Annotated in this window: 26 protein-coding genes and 1 pseudogene; 16 read left to right on the forward strand and 11 right to left on the reverse strand. The window is 71.2% G+C overall.

The window, feature by feature from the left end:
- Window positions 1-187: 187 nt before the first annotated feature.
- Both ACFWBD_RS17295 and ACFWBD_RS17300 read right to left on the reverse strand, forming a co-directional pair.
- Window positions 188-367, reverse strand: coding sequence for a DUF397 domain-containing protein (locus tag ACFWBD_RS17295; RefSeq protein ID WP_385667427.1), 180 nt, complete (start codon window positions 365-367; stop codon window positions 188-190).
- A 2-nt stretch (window positions 368-369) separates the two neighbouring features.
- Window positions 370-1,233, reverse strand: coding sequence for a helix-turn-helix domain-containing protein (locus ACFWBD_RS17300; RefSeq protein WP_385667428.1), 864 nt, complete (start codon window positions 1,231-1,233; stop codon window positions 370-372).
- A gap of 189 nt (window positions 1,234-1,422) precedes the next feature.
- On the opposite strand from ACFWBD_RS17300, the gene ACFWBD_RS17305 reads away from it, so the two are divergent.
- From ACFWBD_RS17305 to ACFWBD_RS17315, 3 genes are all read left to right on the forward strand, one after another.
- Entirely contained in the window at window positions 1,423-1,848 is a 426-nt protein-coding gene (locus ACFWBD_RS17305) for an ATP-binding protein (RefSeq protein ID WP_384116871.1), read from the forward strand.
- Complete coding sequence (locus ACFWBD_RS17310) at window positions 1,829-2,140, forward strand: hypothetical protein (RefSeq protein ID WP_385667429.1); 312 nt, start codon at window positions 1,829-1,831, stop codon at window positions 2,138-2,140. Before ACFWBD_RS17305 ends, ACFWBD_RS17310 begins: the two co-directional genes overlap by 20 nt.
- A 224-nt stretch (window positions 2,141-2,364) precedes the next feature.
- Window positions 2,365-3,582, forward strand: a complete 1,218-nt coding sequence (locus tag ACFWBD_RS17315; RefSeq protein ID WP_385667430.1) for a cytochrome P450 — start codon at window positions 2,365-2,367, stop codon at window positions 3,580-3,582.
- Here ACFWBD_RS17315 and ACFWBD_RS17320 read toward each other — a convergent pair.
- Both ACFWBD_RS17320 and ACFWBD_RS17325 read right to left on the reverse strand, forming a co-directional pair.
- Window positions 3,566-3,805 (reverse strand): hypothetical protein, encoded by a 240-nt coding sequence (locus tag ACFWBD_RS17320; RefSeq protein WP_385667431.1) that lies wholly within the window; start codon window positions 3,803-3,805, stop codon window positions 3,566-3,568. The two genes, ACFWBD_RS17315 and ACFWBD_RS17320, sit on opposite strands and share 17 nt — an antisense overlap.
- 218 nt (window positions 3,806-4,023) lie before the next feature.
- Window positions 4,024-5,556, reverse strand: coding sequence for an APC family permease (locus ACFWBD_RS17325; RefSeq protein ID WP_385667432.1), 1,533 nt, complete (start codon window positions 5,554-5,556; stop codon window positions 4,024-4,026).
- A gap of 150 nt (window positions 5,557-5,706) precedes the next feature.
- Between ACFWBD_RS17325 and ACFWBD_RS17330 the strand changes: the two genes are divergently transcribed.
- On the forward strand, window positions 5,707-7,131 hold the full coding sequence (locus tag ACFWBD_RS17330) for an ethanolamine ammonia-lyase subunit EutB (RefSeq protein ID WP_385667433.1): 1,425 nt from the start codon (window positions 5,707-5,709) through the stop codon (window positions 7,129-7,131).
- On the forward strand, window positions 7,128-7,943 hold the full coding sequence (gene eutC, locus ACFWBD_RS17335) for an ethanolamine ammonia-lyase subunit EutC (protein ID WP_385667434.1): 816 nt from the start codon (window positions 7,128-7,130) through the stop codon (window positions 7,941-7,943). The genes ACFWBD_RS17330 and eutC overlap by 4 nt, the downstream gene beginning before the upstream one ends.
- Window positions 7,944-8,022: 79 nt before the next feature.
- Here eutC and ACFWBD_RS17340 read toward each other — a convergent pair whose 3' ends face one another.
- On the reverse strand, window positions 8,023-8,895 hold the full coding sequence (locus ACFWBD_RS17340) for a diacylglycerol kinase (RefSeq protein ID WP_385667435.1): 873 nt from the start codon (window positions 8,893-8,895) through the stop codon (window positions 8,023-8,025).
- Window positions 8,896-9,101: 206 nt separating this feature from the next.
- On the opposite strand from ACFWBD_RS17340, the gene ACFWBD_RS17345 reads away from it, so the two are divergent.
- The gene (locus ACFWBD_RS17345) at window positions 9,102-10,385 is read left to right on the forward strand and encodes an adenylosuccinate synthase (RefSeq protein ID WP_351766989.1); all 1,284 of its coding nucleotides are present in this window, start codon (window positions 9,102-9,104) and stop codon (window positions 10,383-10,385) included.
- A 279-nt stretch (window positions 10,386-10,664) separates the two neighbouring features.
- Here the strand turns inward: ACFWBD_RS17345 and ACFWBD_RS17350 are convergent, their stop codons facing one another.
- The 4 genes from ACFWBD_RS17350 to ACFWBD_RS17365 form a co-directional block, all read right to left on the reverse strand.
- Window positions 10,665-11,315: a hypothetical protein gene (locus tag ACFWBD_RS17350; RefSeq protein ID WP_385667436.1), complete on the reverse strand. Its 651-nt coding sequence runs from the start codon at window positions 11,313-11,315 to the stop codon at window positions 10,665-10,667.
- Between the two features lie 59 nt (window positions 11,316-11,374).
- Window positions 11,375-13,843, reverse strand: a complete 2,469-nt coding sequence (locus ACFWBD_RS17355) for a glycosyltransferase (protein WP_385667437.1) — start codon at window positions 13,841-13,843, stop codon at window positions 11,375-11,377.
- Window positions 13,840-14,541, reverse strand: coding sequence for a GntR family transcriptional regulator (locus ACFWBD_RS17360; protein WP_385667438.1), 702 nt, complete (start codon window positions 14,539-14,541; stop codon window positions 13,840-13,842). The genes ACFWBD_RS17355 and ACFWBD_RS17360 overlap by 4 nt, the downstream gene beginning before the upstream one ends.
- A gap of 167 nt (window positions 14,542-14,708) precedes the next feature.
- The gene (locus ACFWBD_RS17365; RefSeq protein WP_385667439.1) at window positions 14,709-16,064 is read right to left on the reverse strand and encodes an aspartate aminotransferase family protein; all 1,356 of its coding nucleotides are present in this window, start codon (window positions 16,062-16,064) and stop codon (window positions 14,709-14,711) included.
- Between the two features lie 211 nt (window positions 16,065-16,275).
- On the opposite strand from ACFWBD_RS17365, the gene ACFWBD_RS17370 reads away from it, so the two are divergent.
- From ACFWBD_RS17370 to ACFWBD_RS17380, 3 genes are all read left to right on the forward strand, one after another.
- Window positions 16,276-16,884, forward strand: a complete 609-nt coding sequence (locus tag ACFWBD_RS17370) for a type 1 glutamine amidotransferase family protein (protein WP_385667440.1) — start codon at window positions 16,276-16,278, stop codon at window positions 16,882-16,884.
- Window positions 16,881-17,339 (forward strand): MarR family winged helix-turn-helix transcriptional regulator, encoded by a 459-nt coding sequence (locus ACFWBD_RS17375; protein ID WP_385667441.1) that lies wholly within the window; start codon window positions 16,881-16,883, stop codon window positions 17,337-17,339. The genes ACFWBD_RS17370 and ACFWBD_RS17375 overlap by 4 nt, the downstream gene beginning before the upstream one ends.
- Window positions 17,340-17,432: 93 nt before the next feature.
- A complete protein-coding gene (locus ACFWBD_RS17380) occupies window positions 17,433-19,334 on the forward strand; it encodes a protein kinase (protein WP_385667442.1) in 1,902 nt (633 codons plus the stop codon).
- A gap of 48 nt (window positions 19,335-19,382) precedes the next feature.
- On the opposite strand, the gene ACFWBD_RS17385 is transcribed toward ACFWBD_RS17380, so the two are convergent.
- Window positions 19,383-20,117 (reverse strand): SLATT domain-containing protein, encoded by a 735-nt coding sequence (locus tag ACFWBD_RS17385; protein WP_385667532.1) that lies wholly within the window; start codon window positions 20,115-20,117, stop codon window positions 19,383-19,385.
- A gap of 319 nt (window positions 20,118-20,436) precedes the next feature.
- Between ACFWBD_RS17385 and ACFWBD_RS17390 the strand changes: the two genes are divergently transcribed.
- The 4 genes from ACFWBD_RS17390 to ACFWBD_RS17405 all read left to right on the forward strand — a co-directional run bounded on the left by ACFWBD_RS17390 (window position 20,437) and on the right by ACFWBD_RS17405 (window position 22,990).
- On the forward strand, window positions 20,437-20,781 hold the full coding sequence (locus tag ACFWBD_RS17390; protein WP_385667443.1) for a YbaB/EbfC family nucleoid-associated protein: 345 nt from the start codon (window positions 20,437-20,439) through the stop codon (window positions 20,779-20,781).
- A gap of 78 nt (window positions 20,782-20,859) precedes the next feature.
- Window positions 20,860-21,459, forward strand: coding sequence for a recombination mediator RecR (gene recR, locus ACFWBD_RS17395; protein ID WP_385667444.1), 600 nt, complete (start codon window positions 20,860-20,862; stop codon window positions 21,457-21,459).
- Complete coding sequence (locus ACFWBD_RS17400; RefSeq protein ID WP_385667445.1) at window positions 21,452-22,111, forward strand: DUF5063 domain-containing protein; 660 nt, start codon at window positions 21,452-21,454, stop codon at window positions 22,109-22,111. Before recR ends, ACFWBD_RS17400 begins: the two co-directional genes overlap by 8 nt.
- 693 nt (window positions 22,112-22,804) lie before the next feature.
- The gene (locus ACFWBD_RS17405; protein ID WP_384116918.1) at window positions 22,805-22,990 is read left to right on the forward strand and encodes a hypothetical protein; all 186 of its coding nucleotides are present in this window, start codon (window positions 22,805-22,807) and stop codon (window positions 22,988-22,990) included.
- 17 nt (window positions 22,991-23,007) lie between these two features.
- Here ACFWBD_RS17405 and ACFWBD_RS17410 read toward each other — a convergent pair.
- Window positions 23,008-23,222 (reverse strand): annotated as a pseudogene (locus ACFWBD_RS17410) (response regulator); the annotation flags it as partial.
- A 227-nt stretch (window positions 23,223-23,449) separates the two neighbouring features.
- Here ACFWBD_RS17410 and ACFWBD_RS17415 point away from each other — a divergent pair.
- The 3 genes from ACFWBD_RS17415 (at window position 23,450) to ACFWBD_RS17425 (ending at window position 26,957) form a co-directional block, all read left to right on the forward strand.
- A complete protein-coding gene (locus ACFWBD_RS17415; RefSeq protein ID WP_385667446.1) occupies window positions 23,450-24,742 on the forward strand; it encodes an aspartate kinase in 1,293 nt (430 codons plus the stop codon).
- Window positions 24,742-25,800 (forward strand): aspartate-semialdehyde dehydrogenase, encoded by a 1,059-nt coding sequence (locus ACFWBD_RS17420; RefSeq protein ID WP_385667447.1) that lies wholly within the window; start codon window positions 24,742-24,744, stop codon window positions 25,798-25,800. The genes ACFWBD_RS17415 and ACFWBD_RS17420 overlap by 1 nt, the downstream gene beginning before the upstream one ends.
- Before the next feature lie 455 nt (window positions 25,801-26,255).
- Window positions 26,256-26,957 carry a SigE family RNA polymerase sigma factor gene (locus ACFWBD_RS17425; RefSeq protein ID WP_385667448.1) on the forward strand — a complete coding sequence of 234 codons (702 nt, stop codon included), beginning with the start codon at window positions 26,256-26,258 and terminating at the stop codon, window positions 26,955-26,957.
- The last annotated feature ends 21 nt before the right edge of the window (window positions 26,958-26,978 follow it).

Raw genomic sequence — 26,978 nt, forward strand, 5'->3', positions numbered from 1 at the left:
ATCAACACCCGGCAGCAGCGGCGCTATCCGTTCCCACGCCACATCCGTCAGCTCACCACGACCCACCACAAGATCAATTATCAGACAGAACCTAGGGGACACGGCGGGGCCTGGTCCGTTGATCGTTTCTGCAAGTGAATCCACTGCTCCGGACGGGGCACGACTCCCGTGGAGCGCCCGCTCCACGTCACCCGAACTGGCGGAGGAACGCGGCCCAGCTTTTGGAGGAGACGGTGAGGAGGGGGCCGTGCGGTTCCTTGCTGTCGCGGACGGCACGGCCGCCGGTGGCTGTGGGCGCGACCTCGACGCAGTCGCCCTGCTGAGCGGAATAGGACGACTTCCGAAAAGGGCCCACAACCTCGGTCACGATCAGACTTCCTTCATGCTCCGCAGTACGTCCCGGATAAGTCGCGCGCTCGCCTCGGGTGACAGTGCTGCCGATCGTAGTAGGTCGAACGCATTGCCGTAAGCCGCGAGATCCTCCGGCGCTTCAAGCACGGACGTGCCCCGCAGGTTCTCCATCGTCACGGCCTCGACGGCCGGTTCGGAGTCGAAGCTGAAGGAGGAGAAGGCGGGGATCGAAGCCACCAGGACGCCTGCGCTGAGCGGCAACACCTGCACAGTGATGTTCTTCCTCTTCGCGACCGTGAGGATCGAGGACAGTTGTTCCCGGTGGGTCTCGGTGCTCACCAAGGGGTGTACGACCGCTGTCTCCCAGAAGATGGCGGCATACGAGGCTCCGCCCTCCCCGATCTTCGTCTGGCGGGCCTCCCTTACCTTCACCAGTTGGTCGAGCACGTCCGGGGCGACATAGTCGGGCCCTGCGGCGATGATCGCCTCCGCGTAGGCCGGGGTCTGTAGAAGTCCGGGCACCAGCGCCGGTTGCCACTGGCGGATGTACGTCGCGTCGTCCTCCAACGCGATGTGGTCCAAGTAGTCCGGTCGCAGATGTTCCGCGTGTTCGAGCCACCAGCCGCGGTTCTTCGAGTGCTTGGCCAACTCCTCCAGCTTTTCGCGGACGTCCGTATCGGTCACGTCGTAGGCGTCCAACAGAAGTCGCACTTCGATGACGCGCGGGGTCGCATGCCCGCTCTCGACGCGACTGATCCTGGCCTGACTTGACGCGATCAGCTCGGCGGCCTTCGGCTGGTCGAAGCCGGCTGCCTGCCGAAACCTCTTGAGTGCCAAGCCCAGGCGCCTGCTGCGTACCGTCGGCCGTCCACCTGCGGGCATGAGTTCTCCCCTCTGCTCCGAAAACCATGTCACATCAGGGGCAACCTCGCGGCTGCATCACACGATCGAGTGCGACGACTGCATGTATTCATTGGTTGAGGTTGTACGCGTCCTGAATTCGGCCCTACCTTCAAGCAGGCGCCACGGACGAGCGCAGCTTGACGAGACGTCAGGAGGGACGGCACCCCCATGCCCGAAACCGAGACCTTCCGTATCCCCAAGCACAGAAGACACGTGTCGGTCGCCCGGAATCAGGTCCGGAAGGTCCTCGCGGACTGGGGTGTCAGCGGTGAACTCGCCGACGCCGTCACCCTGTCGGCGAACGAGCTCGTGACCAACGCGGTGACCCATTGCCGGGTGTCCCACGCTCAGGTCGGCATCACGTTGTATCTCCAAGGGCCGTACCTGTTCCTGGAGGTCTACGACCCGGACCGGGACCGACTGCCCGCGCCTCGCGCCTGCGGCCCGGACGACGAGGGCGGACGCGGCCTCGCGCTCGTCGAGCGGCTGGCCGGTGCCTGGGGGCACGTACAGCAGCGGCACACGAAGTGCGTGTGGGCCCGGTTCACGCTCGCGGAAAGGGCGGAGAGGGCCCATGTTCCGGCGGATTCATGAGGCGTTCGCCGGACTGCGGCACAAGAACGGTCTCGTGGCGAACGAATGGGACTGGGACGCGGTCCCGGACGTACGGACGCCGGACCCGTACGTATGGCGACTGCCGGACCCACGCGAGGCGCGCTGGCGCAGATGGGCCAGACGCAGCCGCGCGGCCGGTCACTGCCTCCCGTTCCCCCAGGAAGAAGCGTGCTGGCAGACCCCCGCACGCCCCAGGAATCCCCCTTGGGAGGCCTCGGACGACGTGGTCCGTCTCTACGTCCTCGAAGTGGCCTGGGCGACGGACTCATGAAGGCGCGCGCGCCCGCATCCCAGTCCACGTCGAAGCCCGCGTCGGCGAGGATCCGCGCCGTGCGCTCCACCGAGCCGTCGTACTTGAACTCGATCTCAGGGATGTGCTCCAAGAACCTGCCGCCGAAGTGGGCGACCCGGTCGCCGCGGCCGGCGCCCGTGTCTGAGCGTCGCCCCATCCAGACCCCCCTGGTCAGGAGCCCGCTCACCGGCTAGCGTCCGTTCATGGCAGTAGTTGACGCTCTCTCCTTCGATCCCTGGGATCCCGCGTTCGTGGCGGACCCCTACCCGGCCTATGCCGAGCTTCGGGAGCGGGGGCGGGTGATTTATTACGAGCCGACCGACCAGTGGCTGGTGCCACGGCACGCGGATGTCTCGGCGCTGCTGCGGGAGCGCAGGCTCGGGCGGACGTATCAGCACCGGTTCACGCACGAGGACTTCGGGCGGACGGCTCCCCCGGCCGAGCAGGAGCCGTTCCACACGCTCAACGATCACGGGATGCTCGACCTGGAGCCGCCCGACCACACGCGGATCCGGCGGCTGGTGTCGAAGGCCTTCACCCCGCGCACGGTGGAGCGGCTGCAGCCGTATGTGCGGCGGCTGGCCGGGGAGCTGGTGGACCGGCTGGTGGAGGCGGGCGGGGGCGATCTGCTCAGCGATGTCGCCGAGCCGCTGCCCGTCGCCGTGATCGCGGAGATGCTCGGTATCCCGGAGTCGGACCGGGGGCCGCTGCGGCCCTGGTCGGCGGACATCTGCGGGATGTACGAGCTCAGCCCGTCGAAGGAGACCGCGGCGCGGGCGGTGCGGGCCTCCGTCGAGTTCTCCGAGTATCTGCTGGAGCTCATCGCCGCTCGGCGCAAGGAGCCCGGCGACGATCTCATCTCCGGTCTCATCGCCGCGCACGACGAGGGCGACCGGCTCACCGAGCAGGAGATGATCTCGACCGCCGTGCTGCTGCTCAACGCGGGGCACGAGGCGACGGTGAACGCCACCGTCAACGGGTGGTGGGCGCTCTTCAGGAACCCGGAGCAGTTGGCCGCGTTGCGCGCCGACCACTCGCTCGTCCCGACGGCCGTCGAGGAGCTGATGCGGTACGACACTCCGCTCCAGCTCTTCGAGCGGTGGGTGCTCGACGACATCGAGATCGACGGGACCACCGTGCCCCGGGGGGCCGAGATCGCCATGCTCTTCGGGTCGGCGAACCACGATCCGGCCGTCTTCGCCGACCCGGACCGGCTCGATCTCAGCCGCGCCGACAACCCGCACATCTCCTTCAGCGCGGGCATCCATTACTGCATCGGCGCCCCGCTGGCCCGGATCGAGCTCGCCGCCTCGATGACGGCACTGCTGGAACGGGCCCCCACCCTGGCCCTGGCGGCGGAGCCCCTGCGCAAGCCGGCCTTCGTGATCCGGGGTCTTGAGGGGCTCAGCGTGACCCTCTGAGGCGGCGGCCTGCGAGGCGGGCGAACACGGCCCACAGAGCCAGGCCCGCGGCCGTCCCGCCCAGCAGGGCGAGCGGCAGTTCTTCGTAGAGGACGCTCCAGTCGGGTGCCTGCTCGAAGCGCCAGAGGCGGGCGCGGACGTCGACGGACCACACCGTGAGTCCCGCGCCCCACCCGAGTGCCATGGCGAGGCAGCCGCCGGCGGCCTGCGTACGTTGTCCCATGCCTGGGACGGACGTGCGTCGGCCGCCCCGGGTTCCCCATCCGGCCGGGGCCGTGCCCGGACGACCCGGCGGCGGGTTCCCCATCCGGCCGGGGCCGTGCCCGGACGACCCGGCGGCGGGTTCCCCATCCGGCCGGGGCCGTGCCCGGACGACCCGGCGGCGGTCCCGGGAGGTTGTGGACGGGTGAGCCAGGTAGCGCTTCCCGCCGGGCGCTCCCGCTAGCGCTCCTTCGTCTCCTCCAGCACCGTGCGGCCCAGCAGCAGGTAGCGGGACGGGTCCCGCCGCTTGAGGTACTGGGCGTAGCCGACGCCGGCCACCGCGATCAGCGCGACCAGCCACGGCGTCGCCTTCAGCACCAGCGAACCCGACTCCGGCCCCGCCGCGACCCCCATGTTGGACACCAGCAGCGTGACCACGGCGAGCATCGCGACGCCGCCGACGAGCGGGGCGGTGAACGTCCTGAACCAGTGCCGGCTCTCGGGGTGGTGGGAGCGGAAGTAGACCAGCACGGCGAACGAGCACACCGCCTGCACCACCAGGATCGCCATCGTGCCGAGGATCGCGAGCAGCACGTACGTGCCGGTGTACGGGTCCTTGCCGGCCGCCCAGAACGCGCCGATCAGGACGGCCGAGACGACGGTCTGGACCAGGCCCGCGATGTGCGGGGAGCCGTGCCGGGCGTGGGTGCGGCCGACGGTGTTCTTCAGGGAGGGCAGGACGCCCTCGCGGCCCAGGGCGTACATGTAGCGGGCGGCGCAGTTGTGGAAGGCCATGCCGCAGGCCAGCGAACCGGTGATCATCAGCCACTGCATGACGTCGACGGCCCAGTGGCCGACGTACCGCTCGGTGGGGTTGAAGAACAGGCCCAGCGGGTTGTCGGTGGCGACCTGCACGGCGTCCGACTGGCCGGTGCCCGTGATGGCCATCCAGGAGACGAACACGTAGAAGACGCCGACGCCCAGCACCGAGATCATCGTGGCCTTGGGGATGATCTTCTTCGGGTTGCGCGACTCCTCGCCGTACATCGCCGTCGACTCGAAGCCGACCCACGACCAGAAGGCGAAGAAGAGCCCGAGGCCCGCGCTGGTCCCCTGGAAGGCGTTGACCGGGTTGACCGGATCGATGCTGAAGCCGTCCGGGCCGCCGCCGTGGAGGGCGACCGAGATCGCCATCGCCGCGAGGACCGTCACCTCGGTGGCGAGCAGGACGACGAGCAGTTTCTCGGCGACGGAGACGCCGAACCAGGTGCCCGTCGCGTTGACGGCGAGCATCAGCACCGCGAACGCCCACCAGGGGATGTCGAGGCCCGTCTGGTCGTGGAGCGTGGTGGTGGCGAAGGTCGAGAAGATGCCGATCAGGGCCGGCTCGAACACGACGTACGCGAAGGTCGCGAGCAGCCCCGAGGCGAGGCCGACCGAGCGGCCGAGGCCGTAGGAGATGAAGCCGTAGAAGGCGCCCGTCGAGGTGATGTGCTTCGCCATCGAGGTGAAGCCGACGGAAAAGATTGCCAGGACGACCATTGCGACGAGGTAGCTCGCCGGGGCCCCGATGCCGTTGCCGGACGACACCATGAAGGGCACGTTGCCGGTCATCGCGGTGATCGGCGCGGCCGTCGCGACGGCCATGAAGACCACCCCGAGCAGGCCGATGGCGTTGGGCTTGAGCCGGTGAACAGTGCCTTCCTCGCCTGATGTCGCCGCTGTGCCCGCCGTTGTGTCCGCCGCTGAGGCGACGCCCTCGTCCACTGCCATCGGGGTGGCCCCTCTCCTGGTCGTCCACGGGTGTGCTGGACCGGAACTCTGTAGCCCGAATGAGTCCGCCAAGGGTGTCGGGACGTTAAATGCTTGTCAACCAGACCTTTAGAAATCTGGCGGCAACACGCGCCTCGTACGGTCGCCGCCATGAGCGCCTACACCTCCACCCTCGGCGGCGAGCGGTACCGCTTCGACTCGCTCGCCCGGCTGCTCGCCGCCGCGAGCCCCGAACGCTCCGGCGACCGTCTGGCCGGTCTCGCGGCGCACGACGCCCGGCAGCGGGTCGCGGCCCGCTGGGCGCTGGCGGAGGTGCCGCTGACCGACTTCCTGACCCGCCCCCTGATCCCCTACGAGGACGACGACGTCACCCGGCTCATCCTCGACACCCACGACCCGGCCGCCTTCGCGCCGGTGGCGTCGATGACGGTCGGTCAGCTGCGGGAGTGGCTGCTGTCGGAGGCGGCGGACGCGGTGACGCTGGCCGCTCTCGCCCCCGGGCTCACGCCGGAGATGGCGGCCGCCGTCTCCAAGCTGATGGGGAACGCCGATCTGGTGGCGGTGGCGCGCAAGGTGCGGGTGGTGACCGCGTTCCGGTCGACCATCGGGCTGCCCGGCCGGCTGGCCACCCGGTTGCAGCCGAACCACCCGACCGACGATCCCGCGGGCGTCGCGGCCGCCCTCCTCGACGGCCTCCTGCTCGGCTCCGGCGACGCGGTGATCGGCGTCAACCCGGCCACCGACAGCCCGAAGGCCGTACGGGACCTGCTGGAACTCATCGACGGGGTGATCGGCCGGTACGCCATCCCCACCCAGTCCTGCGTGCTGTGCCACGTCACCACCAGCGTGGACCTGATGGAGCGGGGCGCCCCCGTCGACCTCGTCTTCCAGTCCATCGCCGGCACCCAGGCCGCGAACGCCTCCTTCGGGGTCACCCTCGGCCTCCTCGACGAGGCGTACGAGGCGGCGCTGGCCCTGGACCGGGGGACGGTCGGCCGGAACGTCATGTACTTCGAGACCGGGCAGGGCAGCGCCCTCTCCGCCGGCGCGCACCACGGGCTCGACCAGCAGACGGTCGAGGCGCGGGCGTACGCGGTGGCCCGCCGCTACGACCCGCTGCTGGTGAACACGGTCGTCGGCTTCATCGGCCCCGAGTACCTCTACGACGGCCGGCAGATCCTGCGCGCCGCCCTCGAGGACCACTTCTGCGGCAAGCTGCTCGGCCTGCCCATGGGCCTGGACATCTGCTACACCAACCACGCCGACGCCGATGACGACGACATCGCCACCATGCTGACGATGCTCGGCGTGGCCGGCGCCTCCTTCGTGATCTGCACCCCGGGCGGCGACGACATCATGCTCAACTACCAGTCGGCCTCGTACCACGACGCGTTGTACCTGCGGGAGGTGCTGGGACTGCGCCCGGCACCGGAGTTCGAGGCATGGCTGGAATCGATCGGGCTGCTGGACGAGCGCGGCGGCATCCGCGAACTGTCCGGAACGGCACACCCACTGACGGAGATCGCCTCCGCCGGGACCGCCGGACGCGCCACCGGACGGGAGCTCGCGGCATGACCATCAGCCAGGTGACAGACAGCCGGATCGACGACGGCCAGGGCGGGTTGAGCGATGGACAGGGCGGCTCGGGCGACGGCCAGGGCGAGTTGTGGGCGTCGCTTCGCCTGCGCACCCAGGCCCGTATCGGCCTGGGCCGGGCCGGTTCCGCGCTGCCCACCCGGCACCGCCTGGAGCTCCAGGCCGCGCACGCCGCCGCCCGGGACGCGGTGCACTCGCCGTTCGACCCGGACGCGGTGGCGGCGCGGCTGACCGGCACCCCGGTGGTCCGGGTCCGCAGCGCCGCCCCCGACCGCCTCACCTACCTCCAGCGCCCCGACCTGGGCCGCCGTCTGCACCCCGTCGACCGGGCCCATCTGCCCACGGGCGAGTGGGACGTCGTCTTCGTGGTCGCCGACGGGCTCTCCAGCCGGGCGGTGCACGAGCACGCGGCGGCGATGATCCGGGCGACGACCGCGCGGCTGCCGTCCGGCACCCGGGTGGCGCCCGTCGTCCTCGCCGAACAGGCCCGGGTGGCCCTCGGCGACGACATCGCGCACGCCATGGGCGCCACGGCCGTGGTGCTCCTCGTCGGCGAACGCCCCGGCATGTCGGCGGCGGACTCACTGGGCGCGTACCTGACCCACCGGCCCGTGCCGGGCGTCACGACCGACGCCGACCGCAACTGCCTGTCCAACATCCGCCCGCCACTGGGACTGGCCTACGAGGTGGCGGCGGCGAAGCTGGCCGCGCTGCTGGCGAGGGCGCGGGAGCTGGGGCGGACGGGCGTGGCCCTGAAGGACGAATCCGGCGACGACGCTGTAGCCGAGTGACCGCCATGAGCGGCGGCTGGTTTGCCCCCGAGGAGACGTACGGCACAGGTGCCTGGCTGATGTGGTGGCCCGGCCTGACTCACCGCCCCGGCAGCATCAGCCCCAACGCCCCCTCGCGCACCGTCCAGGTGCGCCGCCGTACCGGTCCCGCGATCATCGCGTCCGCCCGGTAGCGGAAGTCCGCGCCCGAGACGGTCACCGTCCGCCCCCGGGCCTCCAGAGGCACCACCACCGCGCCCAGGGACAGCGGCCGTACCCGCACGACCGCCGTGCCGGAGGGCCCCAGGGTCACCGACACCGCCTCCACCGGCTGGTCGAGGTCGATCAGCGTCACCCCGTCGACCTCGATCCGCAGCCGGGCCGGGCCGGGCGGGGCCGGGGCTGCGGAGAGCCGCGACGGCCGTGCCGGCACCAGGGTCCGGACGAGGGACTGGTAGGTCCGCAGCCAGGGGTGGCCGCCGCCCTGCGCGAGCCCTGCCTCCGCCACGGCCGGCTCCGACTGCGGAGCGAGCGGCACCGGCGGGATCCGCAGCGCGCCCAGCACCACCCCGTCGCTGTCGTCCACCAGTACGTCCAGACGCCGCTCGGCGCCGTCCAGGACGGCCCGGGCGGCCGCCACCGCCCCCGTGGGCACCCCCAGGGCGTGCGCGACGCCCAGGGCGGCGCCCACCGGCACCACCGACAGCACGGTTTCGGCCAGGGCCCGCTGCCGGTGCAGCAGGGCCACCGTCCGCATCAGCGCCCGGTCGTCGCCGACGACCACCGGCCGCCGCGAGCCCCGCCGGGCCAGCACCCGGGCGAATTCCTCCGGGCCCTCGGGGAGGCACACCTTCGTACTCGCCGCACCCGCGCTGAGCACGTCTTTCGCGATTCGAACGGACTCCCCGTCCGTGCGCCGGGCGACCGGATCGATGATCACCAGCAGCTGATCGGACGTGGGAGAAGTCGCCACCTCGGTCCTGCCTCGCTTCCTCGGGTAGCATCTTTGTGCAAGAGCCCCTTGCGCTATTGCGCCAGGGGCTTGGTCTATTCCGGGGCATCCGGGTCCGACAAGCGGCGACCGACGACGGTCGCGGTGCACGTGGTGCACGCGGTGGAAAGAGCCACCGCGTACGCCCCTGGCCTTGGACATGCCCCACCCGGAAGGGGTGTACGCGCGTGCCCGCACTTGTGCTGCTCGGTGCTCAGTGGGGTGACGAAGGCAAGGGAAAGGCCACCGACCTTCTCGGTGGCTCGGTGGATTATGTAGTGCGCTACCAGGGCGGCAACAACGCCGGCCACACGGTCGTCGTGGGCGACCAGAAGTACGCACTCCACCTGCTCCCTTCGGGAATTCTGTCACCCGGCTGTACGCCGGTCATCGGTAACGGTGTCGTTGTCGACCCGTCGGTCCTGCTCTCCGAGCTGAGCGGTCTGAACGAGCGCGGCGTCGACACGTCGAAGCTGCTGATCAGCGGCAACGCGCACATCATCACCCCGTACAACGTCACTGTCGACAAGGTGACGGAACGCTTCCTCGGAAAGCGCAAGATCGGCACCACCGGGCGCGGTATCGGCCCGACCTACGCCGACAAGATCAACCGGGTCGGCATCCGGGTCCAGGACCTGTACGACGAGTCGATCCTCACCCAGAAGGTCGAGGCGGCGCTGGACGGCAAGAACCAGCTGCTGACCAAGCTGTACAACCGCCGCGCGATCGCCGTCGACCAGGTCGTCGAGGAACTGCTGGGCTACGCGGAGAAGCTCGCTCCGTACGTCACCGACACGGTCCTGCTCCTCAACCAGGCGCTCGATGCGAACAAGGTCGTCCTCTTCGAGGGCGGTCAGGGCACGCTCCTCGACATCGACCACGGCACGTACCCCTTCGTCACCTCGTCGAACCCGACCGCGGGCGGCGCCTGCACGGGCGCGGGCGTGGGCCCGACGAAGATCAGCCGGGTCATCGGCATCCTGAAGGCGTACACGACCCGCGTCGGCTCGGGCCCCTTCCCGACGGAACTGTTCGACGACGACGGCGACGCGCTGCGCCGCATCGGCGGCGAGCGGGGCGTGACCACCGGCCGTGACCGCCGCTGTGGCTGGTTCGACGCGGTCATCGCCCGCTACGCGACCCGCGTGAACGGCCTGACGGACTTCTTCCTGACGAAGCTCGACGTCCTCACCGGCTGGGAGCAGATCCCGGTCTGCGTGGCGTACGAGATCGACGGCAAGCGCGTCGAGGAACTCCCGTACTCGCAGACCGACTTCCACCACGCGAAGCCGATCTACGAGACCCTGCCCGGCTGGTCCGAGGACATCACCAAGGCGAAGTCCTTCTCCGACCTGCCGAAGAACGCCCAGGCGTACGTCAAGGCGCTGGAGGAGATGTCCGGCGCCCCGATCTCCGCGATCGGCGTGGGCCCGGGCCGGGACGAGACGATCGAGATCAACTCGTTCCTGTAGTCCCGACAAAGGCCCGACGGGCCGCCGACGGCAGTACGTCGGGGGCCCGACGGCGGTACGTCGGCTTGGGCCGGTCCTGGACGTCCTTGACCGGCCCATGGCCCGTTGCCTGCAGCTCCACCAACGAGATCCGCGGAAGCCGACGCAGGCCGGCACGGCCGTCTTCCGACGTCGGCCGCCCCGGTCCCGCAGCGAGGGACGAATGCCGCATACGGGCATATCACGAGGCCGTTGACCGCCCGCAGGACCTGCCTGCCTGCCCGCGCTCGACCCGACCGCTCAGCTGAACACGATCATCGACCCCTGCGCCAGACTCCGGGTCGCCGCCGCGTGCAGCCCGAGCCAGACGTGCCGCTCGCGCGCGAAGGGGCTGGAATCGTAGGGCGCCGGAATGGCGGGTTCCTCCAACTCCGTGGGTCCGGAGGGCGGTTGGGGAGCCAGCGGCGGATTGGCCGGATCGATGCCGATCGACGGGGCCACGAACTCCAGTTCCCGCAGCAGGGACTGCGCGGAACCGAGGGGTCCGCCGCCCGCGAGGAGTTCGTCGTTGGACAGAGGCTGCGGGAAGTCGACGGGAACGTAGGCGCCCGCGTGGTCGTAGTGCCAGACCAGGTGCGACTGCTGGGCCGTCGCCTCGAACATCTCCAGGAGCTGCTCGTAGTCGCCGCCCAGCTCGTCCACCGGCGTCACCGGCAGCCCGCACACCTGGAGGAGGTAGGCGCGGCGCAGGAAGTGCAGGGCGTCGTAGTCGAAGCCGGCCACCGGGGCGACCTCGCCGGACAGCCCCGGCATGTACTGGTACACCGGCACGGGCGGCAGACCCGCCTCGGCCAGCACCTTGTTGTACTGGGCGAGTTCGTCGGCGAAGGGATTGTCGGGGGTGTGGCACAACACGTCGACGAGTGGCACCAGCCACAGGTCACAGGCCAAAGAGAGCTCCTCACTCAGTACGGTGACCGGTCAGGGAAGACTAGTCGGTGCGACCCGCGTCAGCTCCCCTCGTGCAGGTCCCATACCCACACTCCGGCCACCCGCCTACCCGGCCGGCCGACCAGCTTCTCCACCGTCTCACGCAGCCGGTCCTCGTGCGGCTGCGGGGCCAGCACCAGCGCCCCGGCCCGCCAGTACGCGAGGTCCTCGCGGGTCTCGGCCCGGGCCCGGGCGTCGATCACCGGGACCACGCCCGTGTACCGGACGTCCCGCAGCAGACTCGCCGTGAAGCGCAGCGGGACGCCGTAGACGCCGGTGCGGTCGCCGTCGCCCAGGGGGCCGTTGAAATAGCCGCCGGGCATCCGGAAGCCGAGGCCGGCCGCCGTCTGCCAGTGCAGCGCCTCGGCGTCCTCTGGTTCGGCGAGCGGCACCGGCACCAGGGTCTCGTCGCCCCGGACGTACGTCTTCCAGGTGCCGTCGGTGAAGAAGGCGGGCACCTCGGCGCGCGGCGCGGACTTCAGCGGGGCGGGGACCAGGGGGAGCAGGGCGAGGCAGACGGCGAGCAGACCGGCGTACTGGGTGCCCAGCCGGCGGGCCCGTGCGAGGCGGTCGATCGCCAGGGCGAGCAGCATGCCCAGCGGCGGGGCGCAGACCAGCGCGACCCGGCTCTCGATGACCGAATCGAAGAGGGGCAGGCCGGCGAGCGGCGCCCAGGGGCCGGGGACGGTGGTGTCGGTGAGCGGGAGGGGGATGCGCGAGCCGAGGGACAGCAGGGCCGCGGCCGCCGCCGTGCCGGCCAGTGCCCTGACCGCCGGCCGCCGCCACAGTCCCACCGTGATCGCGAACGCGAGCAGCGCCAGCGGCCAGCCGTAGAAGGCGTTCTGTTCGGTGGGGTTCAGGGAGAGGGCGTCGGCGCGGTGGGCGTCGCCCGCGATCAGGGAACGCTCGGCGAAGGAGAGCAGCGCCCGGACGGAGTTGGCGACGCCGGGCGCGCTGCCGTGGTCGATGCCGGTGTAGCTCTGCGGGCCGGAGAACTGCCAGGCCAGCGGGTAGACGACGAGCGGGAGGCAGACGGCGGCGGCGACCGCCAGGCCGTTCAGCAGGGGCCGTACGGCTTTCCGCGCGACGTCGGGGCGTACGGCCGCGTAGGCGACCGCGAACAGGATCATGCCCATCGCGGCGAGCAGCAGCGGCTCCTCGCCGAGGAAGAACTGGCAGGCCGCCATCAGGCCGAGGACGACCGCGTTGCGGGTGGCCCGTTCACCGGCCGTGAGCCGCAGCGCGCGGTCGATGATCGGCGGGATCATGAACAGCACGACGAAGTTCGGGTGCGCGTTGGCGTGGCTGATCATGGGCGGCGCGAACGTGGCCAGCGCGGCTCCGGCGAAGGCGGCCGCACGCTGGCGGACGAGCCGTTTCACGATCAGCCGGTACCAGGCGACGGCCGTCGCGGCCAGGCCCAGCGTCATCACCAGGCTGAGCGTGACGGCCGGGCCGAGCAGCAGCGTGACGGGCGTGAGCGGGACGGACAGGCCCAGCATGGTGGTGTTGGCCATCAGGTTCACGCCGGCCGGGGCGCCCTGGAGGCCGGTGAACAGGGGATTGCGCAGGTGGGCGATGTTGTCGGCGGTCACCGCGAAGAACCACTCCCACTGGTTCTGGTCCTGGAGGGAGTCGGTGAGATAGCGGTGGGCCGGGTCGGGGAGGCGGCCGGAGTAGAGGGCCACCGCCATCGCGAGGAACAGCAGGACGGCAACGATGTCCGCGGGTCCCGGCACCGGGATCCGGAGCCGGACCAGGTCGCGCAGGACCCGGAGGTAGTCCGCGGGGCGGACCTTCGAGCCGGGCTGGTGCGACCAGTGCACGGGCACCTCGGCGACCGGCCAGCCGGCCCGCTGGAAGTGGCGCAGCACCTCCACGTCGATGGCCCAGCCGTTGAGGCGGGAGGCGGTGAAGGCGGCGCGGGCCTTGTCGCCGTCGAACAGCTTGAACCCGCACTGGGTGTCGCGCGTGCCCCGCAGGGTCGTCCGGCGTATGAGCAGGTTGCCCGCCCGGCCCGCGAGTTCGCGTGTCCGGTGCTGGCGGTCGCCGAGGGTGGCGCCGGGGACGGCACGCGAGCCGATCGCCGCCGCGTTGCCGTCGGCGAGCGCCTTCTCCAGGCGCTCCAACTCCTCGACGGGAGTGGCGAGATCGGCGTCCGTGACCAGTACCTGGCGGCCCCGGCTCGCGGCGACGCCGCGGCGCAGGGCGTGGCCCTTGCCCCGGTTGCCGGTGCCCGCGACGAGCTTCACCCGGGGGTCGCGGCGGACGGTGACGAGCTCGCGGGTGGCGTCGGTGGAACCGTCGTCGGCGACCAGGATCTCCCAGGTGCGCCAGTGGCTCCCGCCCGCGTCGAGGTAGCGGGTGACGGCGTCCAGGGTGGGGCCGAGCCGGCGCTCCTCGTTGAAGGCGGGGATGACGACGGAGAGTTCGACGGGCGTGGTGCGGTGCGCGGGAGCGGGCGTGCCGGGGGCGTCCGCCCTGCTCATTCCGCAGCCAGTCGCTCGATCAGGGCGATGGAGTCGTCGTTGTACTCGGCGAGCATCGCCCGGGCGGTGACGGTGTCGCGGTCGTACAGGGCGTCGACCAGTTCGGTGTGGCCGGACCACAGCCGGCCGCGCAGATCGGTCGGCCGGCGCAGGTGCTGCACCGTGCACACCCAGGACTGGAGCCGCAGCCGGTGCAGGAAGTCGGCGAGATAGGGGTTGCCGAAGAGGGCGCTCAGCTCGCGCCAGAAGCGCAGGTCGTAGCCGATGAGGACGGTGAGGTCACCGGCGGCCGCGGCCCGCTGCGCCTCCTCGCCGCGGCGGCGCACCCCCGCTATGGCGGCGGCGGTCCGCGGGTCCTCGTAGTCGTGGTGGCGCTGACGGCCCTCGTCCAGGGCGAGGAACATCCCCTCGATGATCAGGCTGCGCGCCTCGATCATGCCCCGGAAGTCCTCGGCGGAGTACTCGTGGACCCGGAAGCCCCGGTGCTGGTCGGCCTCCAGCAGGCCCTGCGCGGAGAGGTCGACGAGGGCCTCGCGGACGGGGGTCGCGGAGACGCCGTACTGCTCGGCGATCTCCTTGACGGTGAACTCCTGGCCCGGCTGGAGCCGTCCCCCCAGCACCTCGTCGCGAAGCGCGTCGGCGATCTGCTGTCGCAGGGTGCTGCGCGTCACGGCTCCGTTGCCGGTGCTGCCGGGCATGGTCGGGGCGTCTCCATCGTCGGGTGCGAGAAAAGTGGCGTGCTCGTGGGTATGTACGAGCACGCCACCTTACGCGTTCGACGAAATCAAGACCTTGGACGAGTACCCTCCGCGCCACCGGGCCGCCGAAGGGACGGAACCGGTCCTCGCCCGGCCCTCGCCCGGTCCTAGTCCGTGTACGCGTCGGCCACCGAAAGCGCCGCGTCCAGGGCCGCGAGACCCTCCTTGACCTCGGACTCGGAGACGTTGAGCGGCGGCACGAAGTGGGTGCGGTTCATGTTCACGAACGGCCACACCCCGGCCTTCTTGGCGGCTGCGCCGAAGGCGGCCATGGCCGCGTTGGCCTCGCCCGCCGCGTTGTACGGCACGAGCGGCTCGCGGGTCTCCCGGTTCTTCACCAGCTCGAGGGCCCAGAACATGCCTACCCCGCGCACCTCGCCGACGCAGGCGTGCCGCTCGGCGAGTTCCCGCAGCCCCGGCCCGACGACCGAGGCGCCCAGGTTCTTCGCGTTCTCGACGATGCCCTCCTCCGCCATGACGTTGATCGTCGCGACGGCGGCCGCGCAGGCCAGCGGGTGCCCGGAGTACGTCAGACCGCCCGGGTAGGGCCGCCTGGCGAAGGTCTCAGCGATCGCGCCGGAGACGGCGACCCCGCCGAGCGGCACATATCCGCTGTTCACACCCTTGGCGAAGGTCATCAGGTCGGGCGTCACACCGAACAGGTCGGCCGCGAACCACTCACCGGTGCGCCCGAACCCGGCCATGACCTCGTCCAGGACGAAGACGATCCCGTACTGGTCGCAGAGCTCCCGCACCCCGGCGAGATAGCCGGGCGGCGGGACCATGATCCCGGCGGTGCCCGGGACGGTCTCCAGGATGATCGCGGCGATCGTCCCCGGCCCCTCGAAGGCGATCGTCGTCTCCAGGTGCTCGAGCGCCCGCGCGGTCTCCTGTTCCTCCGTCTCCGCGTAGAAGCGGGAGCGGTACAGGTACGGCGCCCAGAAGTGGACGACCCCGGCCGTCGCGCTGTCGGAGGCCCAGCGGCGCGGGTCGCCGGTGAGGTTCACGGCCTGCTGGGTGCCGCCGTGGTACGAGCGGTAGGCGGACAGCACCTTGGCGCGCCCGGTGTGCAGCCGGGCCATGCGCACGGCGTGCTCGACCGCGTCCGCCCCGCCGTTGGTGAAGAAGATCTTGTCCAGGTCGCCGGGGGTCCGCTCGGCGATCAGCCGGGCCGCCTCCGAGCGGGCCTCGATCGCGAAGGCGGGCGCGAAGGTGGTCAGGTGTGCGGCCTGCTCCTGGATCGCGGCGACGACCTTCGGGTGCTGGTAGCCGATGTTGGCGTAGACGAGCCCGCTGGTGAGGTCGAGGTACCGCTTGCCGTCGTAGTCCCAGAAGTACGACCCCTCCGCGCCGGCCACGGCGAGCGGGTCGATGAGCTCCTGGGCGGACCAGGAGTGGAAGACATGCGCGCGGTCCGCGGCCTTCACGGCGGCGCCGGCCTGGGGGCTGGACTGAGGGGTCATGCCAGTGAGCGTAAATGTCCGCGATGCGGAAGCGGTATCGGCGTCCTGTTCCGTGGAGGGGGCGATTCCGCGACAGGTTGTCGGGCGTGGGGAGGGGCCTGGGGCCGGGGAGGGGCGGGGCCCGGGGTGGATTGACAGCCTGCTGTCGAAGTGACAGTCTACTGTCATAGGGATTCGTCAGAACCGCAGGATCCGCTCACGAGGAGGAGCCATGAGCCGCAAGCCGGTGCATCTCGCCGTGTACGACACGCTCGCCGACTGGGAGACGGGGTTCGCGACGGCGTACCTCGCACGGAACGGGTACGAGATCCGGACGGTCGGCGGGTCGGAGGAGCCGGTCGCCAGCGTCGGCGGACTGCGGATCCGGCCCGACCTGGCCCTGGACGCCGTACGGCCCGAGGACAGCTCCCTGCTGATCCTGCCGGGCGCCGACCTCTGGGACACCTCCGACGACCTCGCGCCCTTCGCCCGCACGGCACGCGCGTTCCTCGACGCGGGGGTGCCCGTCGCCGCGATCTGCGGGGCCACCGCGGGACTCGCCCGCGAGGGCCTGCTCGACGACCGGGACCACACCGGCGCGGTCTCCTTCTACCTGGCGGCGACCGGCTACGGGGGCGGCGACCGGTACGTCGAGGCGGACGCCGTCACCGACGCGAATCTGATCACCGCAGGGCCGACCGAGCCGGTCGCCTTCGCACGCGAGATCTTCCGGCTCCTCGGCGTCTACGAGGGCGAGGTGCTGGACGCCTGGTACCGGCTGTTCCACGACTCCGACGCGGCCGCGTACGCCGTACTGGAGAAGGCGACGGCCGGGCGGTGAGCCGGGAACGGCAGGATCTGCTCAGCCGCGGAGCCCTCGGGGTGTTCCGGCTGAACGGCCAGTTCCTCGCCGTGGCGGAGGAACTGGCCGGGCCCGCCGGGCTCACCGCCGCCCGGTGGCAGGTGCTCGGCGCCGTGCTCGGCGACCCGCTGCCCGTGTCCGGCATCGCCCGCGCCATGGGCATCACCCGGCAGAGCGTCCAGCGCGTCGCCGACCTGCTGGTGGAGCGAGGCCTGGCCGAGTACCGGCCCAACCCCGCCCACCGGCGGGCCAAGCTGCTCGCGCCCACGGAAGCGGGCCGGGCCGCGGTCGCCCGCATCGACCCCGGGCACGCGGCCCTCGCCGACCGGCTGGCGCGGGCGTACGGGGAGGCGGAGCTCGCCGAGGCCGTACACGTACTGGAACGGCTGTCCAAGGTGCTGGACGGGCTGGAGCCCGCTGTTACGCAACCGTAGACACCGCGCCGCACCACTCCCCGAACGGCCGGATTATTCTCGGCTGGGTTGCACATGTCTCGATCACACATGTGCGGGAAAGGCGGCGCTGCGATGGAGAAGCTGGGCCCGGAGGACCCGCAGCGCATCGGCGGCTACCGGCTGCTCGCGCGGCTGGGCGCGGGCGGCATGGGGCAGGTCTACCTCGCCCGCTCGGACCGGGGGCGCACGGTCGCCGTGAAGCTGGTCCGGCGGGAGCTGGCGGCGCGCGAGGAGTTCCGGGCGCGGTTCCGGCAGGAGGTGCGCAACGCGCAGCGGGTCGGCGGGTTCTGGACCGCGCCCGTCCTCGACGCCGACACCGAGGCCGCCGTGCCCTGGGTCGCCACCGGCTATGTCGCGGGGCCCAGCCTCCAGCAGGTCGTGAGCCACGACCACGGCCCGCTGCCCGAGCGGTCGGTGCGCATCCTCGCCGCCGGGCTCGCGCACGCGCTGGCCAACATCCACGCGGCCGGGATCGTCCACCGTGACCTCAAGCCGTCCAACGTGATGGTCACCATCGAAGGGCCCCGGGTCATCGACTTCGGCGTCGCGCGGGCGCTGGAGAGCGTGACCGGCGACAGCCGGCTGACCCAGACCGGCGCGGTGATCGGCTCGCCCGGCTTCATGGCCCCCGAGCAGCTGCGCGGCGATCCGGTCACGCCCGCCAGCGACGTCTTCTGCCTCGGCTCGGTCATCACCTATGCCGCCACCGGCACCCTTCCCTTCGGCTCCGCCGACAGCGGGGCGCACGCCCTGATGTTCCGCATCGCCGAGGACGAACCCGACCTCTCGGGCGTCCCCGAGGGCATCGCCGTCCTGGTCCGCGCCTGTCTGCGCAAGGACCCGGCCGCCCGCCCCTCCCTCGACCGCGTCCTGGAACTCACCGGCGTCGACGACACCGTCTCCGACGGCCGCTCCCGCGACCCCTGGCTGCCCGGCGCCCTCGTGGCGCAGCTCGGCCGGCACGCCGTGCGGCTGCTGGAGGTGGAGGACCCGGAGGGCGCGGACCCGTCCCGCTCCGGGTACGCGGCGCGCCCCACCCTCCTCGACCACTCGGCGACCGCCTCCGAGGCCTTCCCGCAGCACTCCGGCCCGCGCGGGGTCGCGCCCTCGCCGGACCACCGCCCCACGCAGGCCGCGGGCGCCGACGGCATCCCGGCGCAGCCCCTCCCGCCCGGCGGGCCGACCGCCCCGGCCCACCCGGCGTACGGCTACCCCCGGCAGCATCCGCAGCCGGCCGCGTCCCCGGCCTACGGCCACCCGCACCAGCCGCCGACCGCATGGTCCGCGGCGCCGGGCCAGGGGGCGCCGTACAACCCGTACGCGGACGGCGCCGCGGGCCCCGGCACCGGCCCCGCGTACGACCCGTACGGGCCGGCCGACCCCGCCGGCCCGCAGGAGCCGCCGCGCCGCAGCGGCCGGACGACCGCCCTGCTCGTCGCGACAGCCCTGGTGGTCGCGGTCGCCGCGGGCGGCTCGGTGTACGCGTTCATGAACGGCGACGACGATTCCACCGCGAGCTCGGCGCCCACCACGTCCGGTGGCTCGACGCACTCCTCCGCGAAGGCCTCGGACCTGCCCTCGCCGGACTCGTCCCCGTCTCCTTCCGCGTCCCCCTCCGCGTCCTCGGCCGACGGTGTGGTCCCGGCGGCCTACCTCGGCACCTGGACCACCACGATCGAGAACGAGAGCGGCACGAACACGCGCCGGCTGACCCTCGCCCAGGGCGAGGTGGGCGACCCGGTGCTCGCCCTCGTCGCCGACGGGGACGGCTACCACTGTGAGTTCAGCGCCGTCCTCTCCGAACGGCCGGGCGGCAAAGGCCCGTTGGCGATAGGCCCGTCCAAGGTCACCGCCGGTGAACCCCTCTCCTCGTGCAGCCCCGGCGCCGCCTCCGAGGTCACCCTGCTCGCCGACGGCGCGCTGCGACGCGTGAACAACGGCACCGGGGAGAAACTGACCTACACCCGGCGGTGAACGCCGGGCCGGAAGGGAGGGGGCGGCGGGGCGATGAAGAAGGCCCCCTCACCGAGGCTCGGGCGGCCGCTGCCGAGGCATGTTCGGCCGGGCGTTCGCCCCCGGCGGCATCGGAAACCGTCCGTACCCCCCACCCACCTCCGCCCGCCCGCCGGAGGCGACCGCCCCCTGGATCCCCATGGGCGCCGGCCCGGTCCGGAACTCGACCATCCAGTCCGCCGTCTCCGTACGCACCAGCTCCGAGACGTCCTCCGAGAACCGGCGCAGCACCGCCAGGCACCGCTCCGCGGCATCGCCCGCCGTGCCCTCCGCCGGGCCCAGCACCTCCCGGACGCTCTCCGAGGCCCAGTCGAACTGGAGCACCTGGAGCCGGCGCTGCACGGCCTGCGCCGTGGCCACGTCCCTTATCCAGCCGGACGTCATCCCGAAGAACCGGTCCACCGCCACACACGCCACCGCGAGCAGCAGCGCCAGATACCCCCAGGCAGCGGCACCGTCCAGCACCCGGGCGAGGTCCAGCAACGGCAGCGCGGCCGCGCACACCGCCCCCGCCGCCGCCCCGGTGCGCAGGCCCCGGGCGGCCCGCCGCTTCCACACCCGGTCCGCGAGGTACCAGGCGGCGGTGTCCAGCGCCCCGCGCTCCACCCACCGGTACAGCTCGTCCAGCCGCTCGGCGGGCTCACCCCAGTCCCCGAGCGGAAACGTCCGCCCGGCCAGATCGCCCGGCCGCAGCCCGGCCGCGCCCTCACTCCGCCCGTCCTGAGGCGGACCCTCGGGCTGCATCTCCGGCTGCTGACCCACCCGGCACTCCCTACTGATCCCGACCGATTGAACCCGACCGATCCCGACCGCTCACGTTGCGTGACACCCGTGACGCCTGATGCTGCTGCGCCGGACCTTTCCTACCTCCCAATGGGTGGCGAAGAGGAAGGTTTCATCTCTTTTACGCCCGGAAGTAGGCCTTGATCAGGTATAGGCCTCACACCTGACTCACTCGAAAGAGTGCTGGGGCGACACCCGCACAGACCACGTAGGCTCGTGCCGAGCGGGAAAAAACCCGCTCGACTGCACGCCCGACAGTCGTAGGACACAGGAGCTGATCGTGATTTCCGGTGGTGGCCAGCCCAACATGCAGCAGCTGCTCCAGCAGGCCCAGAAGATGCAGCAGGACCTGGCCCGTGCCCAGGAGGAGCTGGCGAACACGGAGGTCGACGGGCAGGCGGGCGGCGGCCTGGTGCAGGCGACCGTGACCGGCTCAGGCGAGTTGCGCGCCCTGCGGATCGACCCGAAGGCGGTGGACCCGGACGACACCGAGACCCTCGCCGACCTGATCGTCGCGGCCGTCCACGCGGCCAACGAGAACGCGCAGGCGCTCCAGCAGCAGAAGCTCGGTCCGCTGGCCCAGGGCCTGGGTGGCGGCAGCGGCATCCCGGGGCTGCCTTTCTAGGACCGGTCCGCCTTTCTAAGACCGGCCTCGGCCAACTACCGTACGTACCGCAAGGCACCCCAGGAAGGACGGCAGTCCGTGTACGAAGGCGTGGTCCAGGACCTCATCGACGAACTGGGGCGGCTGCCCGGCGTCGGTCCCAAGAGCGCGCAGCGGATCGCCTTCCACATCCTCCAGGCGGAACCGACGGACGTACGGCGGCTCGCGCATGCCCTCATGGAGGTCAAGGCGAAGGTCCGCTTCTGCGCGACCTGCGGAAACGTGGCGCAGGAGGAGCTGTGCGGCATCTGCCGCGACCCGCGCCGCGACCTGAGCGTCATCTGCGTCGTCGAGGAGCCGAAGGACGTCGTGGCGGTCGAGCGCACGCGCGAGTTCCGCGGCAAGTACCACGTCCTGGGCGGAGCGATCAGCCCCATCGAAGGTGTCGGTCCCGACGACCTGCGTATCCGAGAACTTCTCGCGCGGTTGGCCGACGGGACGGTCACGGAGCTGATCCTGGCCACCGACCCGAACCTGGAGGGCGAGGCGACGGCCACGTACCTCGCCCGCATGATCAAGCCCATGGGCCTGAAGGTCACCCGCCTGGCCAGCGGCCTCCCGGTGGGTGGCGACCTGGAATACGCGGACGAGGTGACCCTCGGTCGCGCCTTCGAGGGGAGACGACTCCTAGATGTCTGACGCCACGCTGCACGCGACCGACCACAACCCGGACGATTTCGTCGTCCAGATCGCGGATCAGGTCGAGAGCTTCCTGGTAGCCGTCACGGAGGTGGCGAAGGGCGACGAGCCGAGCCTGGCGGTCCCCTTCCTCCTCCTGGAGGTCTCCCAGCTGCTCCTGGCCGGCGGCCGCCTCGGCGCCCACGAGGACATCGTCCCCGACGAGCGCTACGAGCCCGACCCGGGTTTCGAGCCGGACGCCGACGAGCTCCGCGAGAACCTCGCCCGCCTCCTGGAGCCGGTCGACGTCTACTCGGAGGTCTTCGACCCCTACGAGCCCCGCAAGGCGCCCGTTCCGGCCCGGATCTCCGACGACCTCGCCGACGTCATCGCCGACCTGCGCCACGGCATGGTCCACTACCGCGCGGGCCGCACCACGGAGGCCCTGTGGTGGTGGCAGTTCTCCTACTTCTCCAACTGGGGCTCCACCGCCTCGGCGACCCTGCGCGCCCTGCACTCGGTCCTCGCCCACATCCGCCTGGACCAGCCCCTCGAGGAACTGAACGGCCTCGACACCGACCAGTCCACCCTGGGCGACGAAACGCTGGAGTTCGAGGCGGGCCGCGTCATGGAGGAGGAGATCGGCGGCCAGTTGGGCCCGGTCAAGGGCTGACCTCGTCCCGCTCACCGGAGAGACCTGTGGGCTCCGGCTCCACGTCGAGCCCCCGGGGATGTCGGGCAGCGCATCGAGGACGGCTTCGCGGACCCTGTCGAGGTTCACGTCGAGGCGGCCGGGCAACCGGATGACGTCACGGGCCGGCAGGCCGGAGTCGTCGACGATGCCGGTGAAATCGGTGAAATCGGTGGGGGACTGGGCCAGGTGCCGGTCGTCCTGCGTGGTCAGGGTCTGCACGAGTACCCGGTCCGCCGCGTCGAGTCGGTTCGACCGGTCGCGGTCGACCTGGAAGCCATGGGCGGCCAGTGAGTCCACGACGGACCCGGGATCCGCCGACACCTGGGACGCGATGTACGGCAGACGGCGCAGCGGTACCGACTCACTCGTGGACAGCGGGCCTTCGCAGCCCGCGCTCAGGTCGCGGACAGGCCGCGCCGCAGGCCGCCGACGCACCCGTACCGGGCAGAGATCAGGACGGTGAAGCGGGCGGCGAAACCGCTTCCGGCGCCGCCGACGCTCATGGTGTACCTGACTACACCATGCCTTCGGGAGTGCGCTCCCTCGTTTGCGCAGGTCCGGGGCGGGATCGTTGATCTCGCAAGCGAAACTCCGATCTCCTCGGATCTCCTCGGACTTCTCCGGATCTCACCGGACGTTCCGGGATCACACTCCCTTTAAGGAAGCCCTGTCATGAAGGCTCTGCTCTCCTCCCGTCCCGTTCTGTGGTTCCTCTTCCTCTTCAACCTCACGGTCGCCGCCGTCGCCCCCTTCGTGGTGGACGGGTCGCAGGGCGTGATGACGGCCGTCGGGATGGGCGTCGTGTCGCTCGGGGCCGGTGTCAGCCTGGTCCGTGACCGGGGGCGGAAGGCCGCCTGAGAATTGGCAGGGTGCTGTATCGGGACGTCGCCGCGCTCGCGCAGGGCCCTGCACGCGTCGAGGCCGTCGGTGTCGGGCAGGCCCAGGTCCAGCGGGACGACGTCGTAGGGGCCGGGGTGGGCGAGCGCGGCGGCGCCCGTGGTGACCCGGTCGACCTCGAAGCCGTAGCGCTTCAGTCGCGTCGCGGCGACTCGGCGACCGGTTCGTCGTCTTCCACCAGGAGTACGTGCACAGCCGCACGATAGTGCTTGAAACTTAATTCACAGCTATCACTTCGGCGTCAGTGGGAAGGGAAGACCCGACGACGGGCGCCCGGACCCCGTCCCGGCGTCTTCCGTGAGCCTCACCGTGTCTCATCATGCGGGACTCGGGAGGCGGTTTTCGGGCGCTCGTTAGACTGAGCCGACCGCAGTACAAGGGCGTATGTGCGGAAACAGACAAACTGAGCGAGGAGCGCACGTGGGCCTTGTCGTGCAGAAGTACGGAGGCTCCTCCGTAGCCGATGCCGAGGGCATCAAGCGCGTCGCCAAGCGGATCGTGGAAGCGAAGAAGAACGGCCACCAGGTGGTCGTGGTCGTTTCCGCGATGGGCGACACGACGGACGAGCTGATCGATCTCGCCGAGCAGGTATCCCCGATGCCCAGCGGCCGGGAATTCGACATGCTGCTGACCGCCGGAGAGCGGATCTCCATGGCCCTGCTGGCGATGGCGATCAAAAACCTGGGCCACAGCGCCCAGTCGTTCACCGGCAGCCAGGCGGGTGTCATCACCGACTCCGTCCACAACAAAGCCCGGATCATCGACGTCACGCCGGGCCGCATCCGGACCGCGCTGGACGAGGGCAACATCGCCATCGTCGCCGGGTTCCAGGGTGTCAGCCAGGACAAGAAGGACATCACCACGCTGGGGCGTGGCGGGTCCGACACCACGGCCGTCGCTCTCGCCGCCGCGCTCGACGCCGAGGTCTGCGAGATCTACACCGACGTGGACGGCGTGTTCACCGCCGACCCGCGCGTGGTGAAGAAGGCGCGGAAGATCGACTGGATCGCCTTCGAGGACATGCTGGAGCTCGCGGCCTCCGGTTCCAAGGTGCTGCTCCACCGCTGTGTGGAGTACGCCCGCCGCTACGACATCCCGATCCACGTCCGCTCGTCCTTCAGCGGACTCCAGGGCACGTGGGTCAGCAGTGAGCCACTCGTTCCGAAGACACAGCAGCAAGGGGAAAAGCCGGTGGAGCAGGCCATCATCTCCGGTGTCGCACACGACACCTCCGAGGCCAAGGTCACGGTCGTCGGTGTGCCGGACAAGCCGGGCGAGGCCGCCGTGATCTTCCGGACGATCGCCGACGCCGAGATCAACATCGACATGATCGTGCAGAACGTGTCCGCGGCCTCCACCGGTCTGACGGACATCTCCTTCACGCTCCCCAAGGCCGAGGGCCGCAAGGCCATCGACGCCCTGGAGAAGAACAAGTCCGGCATCGGCTTCGACTCGCTGCGCTACGACGACCAGATCGGCAAGATCTCCCTGGTCGGCGCCGGGATGAAGACCAACCCGGGCGTCACGGCCGACTTCTTCAAGGCCCTGGCCGACTCGGGCGTGAACATCGAGCTGATCTCGACCTCCGAGATCCGCATCTCGGTCGTGACGCGCGCCGACGACGTCAACGAGGCCGTGCGCGCCGTGCACACCGCCTTCGGGCTCGACTCCGACAGCGACGAGGCCGTCGTCTACGGGGGCACCGGCCGCTGATGGCCGACAAGGTGCGGCCGACCCTCGCGGTCGTGGGAGCGACCGGGGCCGTCGGCACGGTCATGCTCGGGATCCTGTCCCAGCGGGCCGATATCTGGGGCGAGATCAGGCTCGTTGCCTCCCCGCGCTCGGCCGGCCGCAAGCTGGCCGTGCGCGGCGAGGAGGTCGAGGTGGTGGCCCTGTCGGAGGAGGTCTTCGACGGGGTGGACGTCGCCATGTTCGACGTGCCCGACGACGTCGCGGCGCACTGGGCGCCGGTCGCCGCCGCCAAGGGCGTGGTCGTCGTCGACAACTCCGCCGCCTTCCGGATGGACCCGGAGGTGCCGCTGGTCGTCCCCGAGGTCAATCCGCACGCGCTGCGGACCCGGCCGCGCGGGATCGTCGCCAACCCCAACTGCACGACGCTGTCGATGATCGTCGCCCTGGGCGCGCTGCACGCCGAGTACGGGCTGCGCGAGCTGGTGGTGTCGTCGTACCAGGCGGTGAGCGGGGCGGGGCGGGCCGGGGTGGAGACGCTGCGGCGGCAGATCGCGCTGGTCGCCGGCACCGAGCTGGGGACCGGCCCGGGTGATCTGAGGCGGGCCGTCGGCGACGGCACCGGGCCCTTCCCGGAGCCGGTGGCGCTGAACGTCGTCCCGTGGGCCGGGTCGCTGCGCGAGGACGGCTGGTCGTCGGAGGAGATGAAGGTGCGGGACGAGTCCCGCAAGATCCTCGGGCTGCCGAAGCTTCCGGTGGCCGTGACCTGTGTGCGCGTTCCCGTGGTCACCACGCACTCCCTCACCGTCCACGCCCGCTTCCAGGACGAGGTCACCGTGGAGGGCGCCCGCGAGATCATCGCGACGGCGCCCGGTGTCGTCCTGTTCGACAACCCGGCGGCGGGGGAGTTCCCCACGCCCGCCGACGTGGTCGGCACCGACCCGACCTGGGTGGGCCGGGTGCGGCGGGCCCTCGACGACCCGACGGCGCTCGAGCTGTTCGTGTGCGGGGACAATCTGCGCAAGGGGGCCGCGCTCAACACCGCGCAGATCGCGGAGCTGGTGGCGGCCGAGCTGTCGTGAGACGGCCGCACCGGCGGGTGGCGAGCTGCCACCGCGGCGTGCGGCGAGGTGCCACCGGCGGGCTGTGAGGTGCTGTCGGCGTGCCGTGAGGTGCTACCGGGAATAAAAGCGCCGTCCAGGGCTTGGTGGGTTTGTAGGATCTCCAGTGCAATGTGAGACGGTCGTCGGTCCGAACCACTTGTATCGGACACCTTTGGCATCCGAAGATTTTCCTCCCCGCTCTCCGCAACCGTGCGCAGGGCGGGGAGCGTCTTTGCGGTCACCCCTCGGGGTGTGCGTAGACGTGTGAACGATCACAGCGTTCGGGGACGCGGCGATCTGGGCGTGGGGACGCCCGTTCATATGGCATATAGGGGAAGAGCGGGACAGATGAGACGGGTGCGCGGGGCCTTGGTCGACGTAAACGTGACGCCGGACGCGTACAACCTCCACGGGGGGAAGTGTGTCCAACTGGCGTGGCAGAGGTACTCGAACTCCCAGTGGCGCCCCGCGGCGCGGCCCTTCGGCCGCCGCGAGCCGTCCTCCGACCCCGTATGCCCGGCACGCCCGGCGGCATGCCGGTGATCGCGCCCATGCCCGCAGCGCGGCCCGCCCGCGTCCCCAGCCAGCGTGACGGCGCCGAAACCGCCGAAGCGACCGTCGCCGCCGAGAACACCGAGGCGGCCGGCACCACCGTCGACCACCTCACCGAGACCTACCGGGCCCACTACCGCTCGCTGCTCGGTCTCGCCGCCCTCCTCCTCGACGACACCGCCTCCTGCGAGGACGTCGTCCAGGAGGCCTTCATCCGCGTCCACTCCGCGCGCAAACGCGTCCGTGACCCGGAGAAAACCCTCGCCTACCTGCGTCAGACGGTCGTCAACCTCTCCCGCTCCGCCCTGCGCCGCCGCATCCTCGGCCTGAAGCTGCTCTCCAAGCCGATGCCGGACATGGCCAGCGCGGAGGAGGGCGCCTACGACCTGCTGGAGCGCGACTCGCTCATCAAGGCCATGAAGGGCCTTCAGCGCCGTCAGCGCGAGGTCCTCGTGCTGCGCTACTTCGCCGACATGACCGAGGCCCAGGTCGCCGCGACCCTCGGCGTCTCCCTCGGCTCGGTCAAGGCCTACGGCTCGCGCGGCATCGCCGCCCTGCGCATAGCCATGGAGGAGGCGGCGTGAGCGGTGAAGCCGAAGGGCCGG

Source organism: Streptomyces sp. NPDC060002 (genome assembly GCF_042737245.1).
Taxonomy (GTDB): domain Bacteria; phylum Actinomycetota; class Actinomycetes; order Streptomycetales; family Streptomycetaceae; genus Streptomyces.